This window comes from Psychrobacter sp., assembly GCF_041554015.1.
Lineage (GTDB): Bacteria > Pseudomonadota > Gammaproteobacteria > Pseudomonadales > Moraxellaceae > Psychrobacter.
In genome coordinates this window covers 1-6798 of record NZ_JBFFMS010000067.1, presented here as the reverse complement: position 1 = coordinate 6798, position 6798 = coordinate 1, and the positions used below count along the sequence as shown (strand labels likewise).

At 41.9% G+C, this 6798-nt stretch carries 10 protein-coding genes; 1 reads left to right on the top strand and 9 read right to left on the bottom strand.

Annotated elements, in window-relative coordinates; all coding sequences use genetic code 11:
- Both ABYU67_RS11660 and ABYU67_RS11655 read right to left on the bottom strand, forming a co-directional pair.
- On the bottom strand, positions 1-749 hold a 749-nt coding region (locus ABYU67_RS11660), incomplete at its 3' end, for a M48 family metalloprotease (protein ID WP_372845385.1).
- A 13-nt stretch (positions 750-762) separates the two neighbouring features.
- Positions 763-1359 (bottom strand): LemA family protein, encoded by a 597-nt coding sequence (locus ABYU67_RS11655; RefSeq protein WP_082624601.1) that lies wholly within the window; start codon positions 1357-1359, stop codon positions 763-765.
- A 420-nt stretch (positions 1360-1779) separates the two neighbouring features.
- Here ABYU67_RS11655 and ABYU67_RS11650 point away from each other — a divergent pair, with 420 nt between their 5' ends.
- Complete coding sequence (locus ABYU67_RS11650) at positions 1780-3018, top strand: tyrosine-type recombinase/integrase (protein WP_372845382.1); 1239 nt, start codon at positions 1780-1782, stop codon at positions 3016-3018.
- Between the two features lie 58 nt (positions 3019-3076).
- On the opposite strand, the gene ABYU67_RS11645 is transcribed toward ABYU67_RS11650, so the two are convergent.
- The 7 genes from ABYU67_RS11645 to ABYU67_RS11615 form a co-directional block, all read right to left on the bottom strand.
- The gene (locus ABYU67_RS11645; protein ID WP_372845380.1) at positions 3077-3268 is read right to left on the bottom strand and encodes a hypothetical protein; all 192 of its coding nucleotides are present in this window, start codon (positions 3266-3268) and stop codon (positions 3077-3079) included.
- 45 nt (positions 3269-3313) lie between these two features.
- Positions 3314-3928 carry a glycoside hydrolase family protein gene (locus tag ABYU67_RS11640; protein WP_372845378.1) on the bottom strand — a complete coding sequence of 205 codons (615 nt, stop codon included), beginning with the start codon at positions 3926-3928 and terminating at the stop codon, positions 3314-3316.
- A gap of 1 nt (position 3929) precedes the next feature.
- Positions 3930-4100, bottom strand: a complete 171-nt coding sequence (locus ABYU67_RS11635) for a hypothetical protein (RefSeq protein ID WP_372845376.1) — start codon at positions 4098-4100, stop codon at positions 3930-3932.
- Between the two features lie 61 nt (positions 4101-4161).
- The gene (locus tag ABYU67_RS11630; protein WP_372845374.1) at positions 4162-4476 is read right to left on the bottom strand and encodes a hypothetical protein; all 315 of its coding nucleotides are present in this window, start codon (positions 4474-4476) and stop codon (positions 4162-4164) included.
- Between the two features lie 86 nt (positions 4477-4562).
- Positions 4563-5039 (bottom strand): hypothetical protein, encoded by a 477-nt coding sequence (locus ABYU67_RS11625; RefSeq protein ID WP_372845372.1) that lies wholly within the window; start codon positions 5037-5039, stop codon positions 4563-4565.
- A gap of 75 nt (positions 5040-5114) precedes the next feature.
- Positions 5115-5876, bottom strand: coding sequence for a CatB-related O-acetyltransferase (locus ABYU67_RS11620; RefSeq protein WP_372845370.1), 762 nt, complete (start codon positions 5874-5876; stop codon positions 5115-5117).
- Positions 5877-5955: 79 nt separating this feature from the next.
- Positions 5956-6798 (bottom strand): hypothetical protein (locus ABYU67_RS11615; protein WP_372845368.1); only part of this gene is annotated, 843 nt, incomplete at its 5' end.

The following is a 6798-nucleotide window of genomic DNA, read 5'->3' as shown; positions in this document are numbered from 1 at the left end:
GAGGGACGATTAGAGATATGATTAGAGATTGGATCACTCCAATCGTATAGTATTTGCAAGCCTGCCAATACAACCATCAGCTGTAAGTTGAACGTAGCATCGCCGTGCAATATATGACCATATTCATGACCGATGAGTCCATATAGCGCCTCATCAGACAGTTTATCTAACGCACCTTGGGTAACGACAAGTACCATATCTTGATTATGGCGACCAGCGACAAAACCATTGATACCCTGCTCGTCAGGTAGCACGTACAAAATAGGGGTTTGCAAACCTGAAGCAATGGCCAGTTGCTGTGCAATTTCATAGTAGCGACGATAGACTGGCGGAAAATCGCGCTCGTCACGTACTGCTATATGACGTGAACTATAGCGAACCTTTTCTTCAGCTTCGTGTTGATGAGCGACTCCTTGACTGTGCTCCCATGCTTCTTGACTGTTATCGATAAACAGCCTAACCGCCCCTACTCGCTGAGCAATAGCGCGGCCACCTGCTCGCAGGCGTCGATACTCTAAAAAACTACCACCAACGAAACTACCTAACGTCAAGACAATGACCAGAACCAATACCCAGTGGTATATACCGCCTGTAAATACTGTCAGTAGTATAGACATGACAGCCAGTCCTACAGCCATATGAGCAAGTACAATCAGGAAAAACAGTCCATAAAGTAATAGACTGCGACGCGTACGTATCCGCTGTTCACCAAAAAAATCCATCAGATTAGGCTGCCTAGAGTTCGCCAAAATTATCTAAACCTTAGCCCATATTGACAATCGGTGCCTGAGCAATCGCTTCTCTATCTTCAAATACCAACTGACTGAGTGGACGAAAGCCAAAAGTCGTACTAACGAGGTTATTAGGGAATACTTCGCGATCGTTATTATAGAACATCACGCTATCATTATAATGCTGACGCGCAAATCCAATGCGATTTTCCGTATTGGTTAGTTCGTCCATGAGTTCCTTGATCATACTATCGGCTTTTAGTTCTGGGTAGGCTTCGACGACAGCGGAGAATTGACTCAACGCTTTAGACAGCATACCTTCTGCTTTTGCAAATAGTGCCATATGTTCTAGTGAGTCTGGCTGATGTTTATTAGAATCTTGTAGATCTTGGGCATGATTGCGCGCGCTAATGACGCGAGTGAGTGTTTCTTCTTCATGACTCAAATAACGCTTGGCAGTTTCGACCAAGTTTGGAATCAGATCATGACGACGCTTTAATTGCACATCTATTTGAGCAAAGCCATTCTTTGCTTGGTTCCGTGCGCGTACCAATCTATTAAAAATGGATACCCCAAACACAACTACCAACACCACAAATGCAATGAATAGCCAAACAAACATCTTCATAATCAAACTCCAAGGTGTCTAGAATGTTAATAAAAAGTTAATACATTGTATTTTAACTCATATTAATCAATAAAACCTTAGAACTAGATCGGAACTACAAAGGAAATCGAACAGGAAATTAAATTGAAAACTACATAAGCAAATAGATAACCATCAGACAAAATTTTGACCCAAAAAAAGCCCTTTACAATGAAGGGCTTAATACATCACAAATATGTCTTTTGTACTTTATTGATATAAATATTAAATTTTAGGCAAAAAAAAGCGACTCCATCAGTCAGTGTATTTGATAAGGCTTGAAACAGCTTGCTATATCTTGCATCACTTGTTAATTATAGCCTTTTTTATCAATTGCTATTGCATAGCATTTCAAGCTATTGCAATATATGTCAAATCAAATGGTAATCAACTGGTAATCAAGTGGCTAACAACAAATTAAAAGAGCTTGGCATTAAAACCGACTCACAAATCAAGCAAGCTATCAAAGACCATGACAGCGGTGATGAGGTTTATGCTATCCAAGGCTATAAGGGATTGAACCTTTATATTCGAGATAATAAGACTACTACATTTCGTCATCGTTTTACTAGCCCTGATAACGGCAAACGTAGAAACTTTACTTTGGGCGCTTATCCAGTGTTCACGCTTGAGCAAGCGCGTGATATGTATCGAGATAATCTGTCATTGATAGCTAGAGGCGTCGATCCAGTCGCCTACTATGAGCAATTAGCAAACAAAGCCGCTGCAATGCCTACATTCGCGCAGATGGCGCATGAATGGCTGCAAGGTCAGATAGCATCAGGTCAATTCGAGAAGCGAACTATAGACCAAAAGAGCAAACATATTGACTATGCGTGTGAGCATATCGGACGCATGAGCCTTGATAAGATAGGGACACCTGACGTACTAAAAGCAATAAAGCATATTGAGCGTGACACAATACCAACTGCTAAGCGTGTACGCGGCGTCTGTCAAAAGATATTCGCCCTGGCGATTGGTCAAGGTTATATAGCGAGTAATCCAGCTATTGCCGTGGCTGACTTAATGCTGCCAAAGACAAAGACCAAGCATCATAGCGCAATTATCGAGCCGGTAGCGTTCGGTCAACTGCTACGTGATATTGACAGTGTGACGGACTTCTACGGACACGCTCAGAACATCATCAAGCTGCAATCAATGCTATTTCAGCGTAACGGTGATATGTGCTCAATGCGTTGGGGTTGTATCGACTTTGACGATGCTACATGGTCGTTTAATCCACTAAAAACAGGCAATAGAACCGACATGGTTAGCAGTTTGATAGTGCCATTGCCAAGACAAGCTATTGAACTTCTACGAGCCATACAAGAGCATACAGGCGATAACGACTATGTGTTCTATAACTCAAGACGTAAGGATAAATTTGAGCATCAGCAGCAGCTCAACAAGTTTCTAAACCGAATTGGCTATGAGGGTATTCATATGCCTCATGGTTTTCGTGCGTCTGCTAGAACATTGATGGTCGAGCAATTAGGCGTGTCTGAGACATTGATAGAGTTGCAATTAGGGCATAACGTGCGTGATGCTAATGGTCGTGCTTATAATCGCGTACAGCTTATTTCTGAGCGTAGGGATATGATGCAAAAATGGGCTGACTACTTAGACTCCCTCAAAACCTAGACACAAAAAAAGTCCCTGCCAAATTAATGACAGGGCACAGGGTAAACCTATTCGAATGCTACTTTAGATTAACGCCATTAACTTTAACGTCAGACAGCGTTACTTGGCTACCGATAATACCTTTTGATTTTAAATCATCGATATTATCCTTAGTGACTTCCACACCATCAATAACAACACCTTTCTCGCTATTGATAGTTGTATTGGTGAATTTATTACCGCTACCGCCTTTAATCTCAATACCAATCATAGCCAACCCCTTGTTTGTATTATTAATTATAGCATCTAAACGCAGCTATGCGTCAAACAATTCACGCTCAGCGGCTCGACGTTTTATTAGTCCGTTTAGTTTGCGGCCATTATCATAAACCCATCTACCAAACTGACCTGATGCACCGTAATAGTCTTTGGCGTTTAGCAGTCTGAGCAGTGTTGATTTACTCACCTGCCTTTCACCTAGATTGAATATGAATGAGCCTAGCGCATCGAATTGACCTTGCGTAAGTGGCACTTTGACCAGTCTGTCAATAACAGGATAGGTCATACGCGCCAAATCATCTTTGAGTAGCTGCTCGGCTTCCTCATGCGTAATAGTCAGACCTGAATACACTTTCAAGCCACCTGCTGCTGACGTGTGGCCATAGCCGATAGTCCAGACTTTGCCTGTGTCCTGATACGCTTGCAGTCGCAATCCCTCATGCGCTTTGAGTAGCGAGATTCCTTTAGCTGACATTGAGCGGCCGCCAGTCGTTTCAGGCTTGGTCAAAACATCAACCGCCTTTCCTGTATTAGCGATTATGCTCTCAACTGCTCGCAGCGAACCCTGCCCAAAGTCACCGTCAATCTTACCGTGGTAAAACCCTGCATTTGCTAACGCTGTCTGCGCTTGTACTACATGACCGTAAGCCATTCTACTCTCCTAGTTCGGTTTGCTCGATTAGACGGCCAACAACTGCACCAGCTAACACTAAAATAGCTACGGTCTCAGCCATACCTAAATCAAGTAATGGCTCGTAACCACTATCTAAAAATAAGAATACGACCAGTGCTGGAACCCAAACGCCGTACAGCCGTAACATCATCACCAACTTGTTGAAATAATCCAATTTTTACCCCCAAAAAAACCGCAATTAAGCGGCTAAGTTATTTCGGCAACCATTTTTTAATCCTGCGCTTAACGCCATCAAAGAACATCGTAATAGCTTCAACGATGTTATCTATGAGTGTTGACGTTAAGATATTGAGCAGTGATTTAAAGAATTTAGGTGCGCTTTGTTTGATTTCTTCAATTAAAAACTGACCTGTTAGACCGATGCCGCCACCAATGGCAGCATGGACTGTGACAAACTCCATTTCTTTAGTTACAGCTAGATATTCAGATAGCGCACTAGCAATGAGCATTGACAGCATTGTGAACAAGATTGCTATTCTAATACCGTAACGCTCGACTGGATTCATAGCTAGCGATCCGATTAGGCAGCCGCATATAGCCGCCAATATTTGAAGTAAGGGCGGCTGTAAAGCTAGGTTTACAGTATCCACTTTTACCCCTCATTGGCTGATTCGTCTGCTACGACTCGCACTATTTTCATTCGTTTGACTGACGCCAGTAAGCACATAACGCCATGGAAGAAGTAAATTGGAACGGCTGTGGACAATGGAGGGTAATCACTTGCAAAGATGCCTGATAGTGACAAGAAAACCACTGACGACGCAGCTAATGTGATTGCTGACCGTCTATCCGAACGTAACGATGTCTTTATCAGTAAGAGCCACTGAATAGCACCTAATACAAACATTGCCACCCATACCCATACTGACGACACGTAAGCAAAGCCGCGATATGGGTACTGCAAGATAATGTCAGCTGAACCAATGATAAAGATGGTCGAGAACGATAAAAGCATACCCGTATTAGCTAACTCAACAGACCTGACGCCATCATCAAATATCCAATCTATCAACTCGCTAAACTGACCAAAACAACGACTTATCAAGCCGCATTTGTTGTGTGACGGCATAAAGCCCCCTAATTTTAGATAATAAAAAACCCTTGCAGCGCGTGGCATACAAGGGTTTGTTTTTTGACTAGCAACTTATATATTTTTAAACTCTTGATGAAAGTCGATTTCAACAGGTTTAAAAGGCTCTAATGTGTCTTTTATTTTTTCAAATTCAGATAGAAAAACTGTGGGACTGGTAACATCAAGCCCGTTAAAATCTGTGTATTTGTAATGCCACCACTTTGATGCGCATAATCTTTTTATGATGTCATCGCTGAATCTGTACTTTTTGATTACTGCGGGCGAACCTGCTACTACTGCATAAGGTGGAACGTCTTTAGTGACAACAGACCTAGCTGCTATTACCGCGCCATCGCCAATAGTAACACCTCTTTTCAATAGAACTCCTTCACCTATCCATACGTCATTGCCGATATTAGCAAAAGCAAAGTTTATCTTTAAACCGGGTGCTTTCTTTGGAAAATCAACACCAATATCTTTCTCAAACATACCAAAAGGTGCAGCTTTAGAGTAGCAAAAACCGCATACGCTTAGTCTTTCTACTGGATGACTTGACCCCATTATTTTTACGTTTTCGGCAATAGCGCAATAACGCCCCATCTTTAAATCTTGTGGCGGGAAATAGCTCTTAGTGTAAGAAAAAGAACCAACCGAGCTAAGCCTTGGTCCAACAAAAACACCAGCGTAAGGTTCTAGCAAAGCCTTACCTGTCAAGTTGTAAGGCTTGCCCACTTTTAGCCAGGTGTTGTCATAACGTCCCCCAGAGTTTAGAAACACCTTTTTTTCTTTTAAAAAATCAATATGCTCTTGTTTCAAAGTGATAATACTACTCATAATTCAATCCATTGGTATCTTGCAAAGTATCCAATCGATTATAGTAGATAATCACATCAAAGTAAGCACAAAATAATATCTAAAAGCTCACCCATGTGCCCTGATCTCCTGAACCAGTGCAACGCCACCCAATAGGACTGCCCACGCTTGGTGTATCATTAAATACAATATCACCTCGCTTCCACCGTCCGTAATCAGGTATTCCGCTACCATAAGCCACTTGATTATTGCCTATGGTAGAAACTCTGACGTTTGTTGATACTGTAAATGGGTTGACAATTTTAGGGTTAAACCAGTTGTTAGGAAACTGGTTAAGCATTTCTAGCGCTGTTGTTTTAAATGTACGAATTGAATCGCCTTTAGCGTTGTAGAACTTATTACCTGAGCCTTTGGTGGCACTAACCGTTGCATCCATGTAGATATTGTTATCTACATTAGTCAACCCTGTTATATTGTTTTCAAAGGTATTCTCATCAATACTCACATCACGACAACCATCCACAACTTTAATGTTAGCACCTGCGCCACTTTGTGCGCCCTCTAAAAAGTTGCATCCACGGACTTTAAGTGTGCGTACTCCTTGAGCGTAAACATCATAAACGTAAGAGCCTCTAAAATCACGCTGTACAGTGATGTTTCTAGCAAGACTTTGAGCACTATTAGGTACATTTAAACCATAGAAATACCCTCTTGCTGAACCAAACAACCTGATATCAGCACACGACCTATCTACCGTTACTGCCACACCTGCTGCTTGTGCTGCTGCAATAGGTCGTGAGAGTTTGACTGTAACAGGACTTGTTAAGTCTTTATACTCTGCATTAGTCACAACATAAATATCATCAGCTATTTTGATATAAGCATCTGGGATAATGTCAATAGGCGTAGTTGTGAGGGTTACTGTTGTATCACCTATTGAGAT

Excerpts from the sequence above, each read along its gene's own strand:
- ABYU67_RS11655 (WP_082624601.1), bottom strand. The coding sequence starts at position 1,359 with ATGAAGATGTTTGTTTGGCTATTCATTGCATTTGTGGTGTTGGTAGTT.
- ABYU67_RS11645 (WP_372845380.1), bottom strand. The coding sequence starts at position 3,268 with ATGATTGGTATTGAGATTAAAGGCGGTAGCGGTAATAAATTCACCAAT.
- ABYU67_RS11640 (WP_372845378.1), bottom strand. The coding sequence starts at position 3,928 with ATGGCTTACGGTCATGTAGTACAAGCGCAGACAGCGTTAGCAAATGCA.
- ABYU67_RS11635 (WP_372845376.1), bottom strand. The coding sequence starts at position 4,100 with ATGATGTTACGGCTGTACGGCGTTTGGGTTCCAGCACTGGTCGTATTC.
- ABYU67_RS11630 (WP_372845374.1), bottom strand. The coding sequence starts at position 4,476 with ATGAATCCAGTCGAGCGTTACGGTATTAGAATAGCAATCTTGTTCACA.
- ABYU67_RS11625 (WP_372845372.1), bottom strand. The coding sequence starts at position 5,039 with ATGCCGTCACACAACAAATGCGGCTTGATAAGTCGTTGTTTTGGTCAG.
- ABYU67_RS11620 (WP_372845370.1), bottom strand. The coding sequence starts at position 5,876 with ATGAGTAGTATTATCACTTTGAAACAAGAGCATATTGATTTTTTAAAA.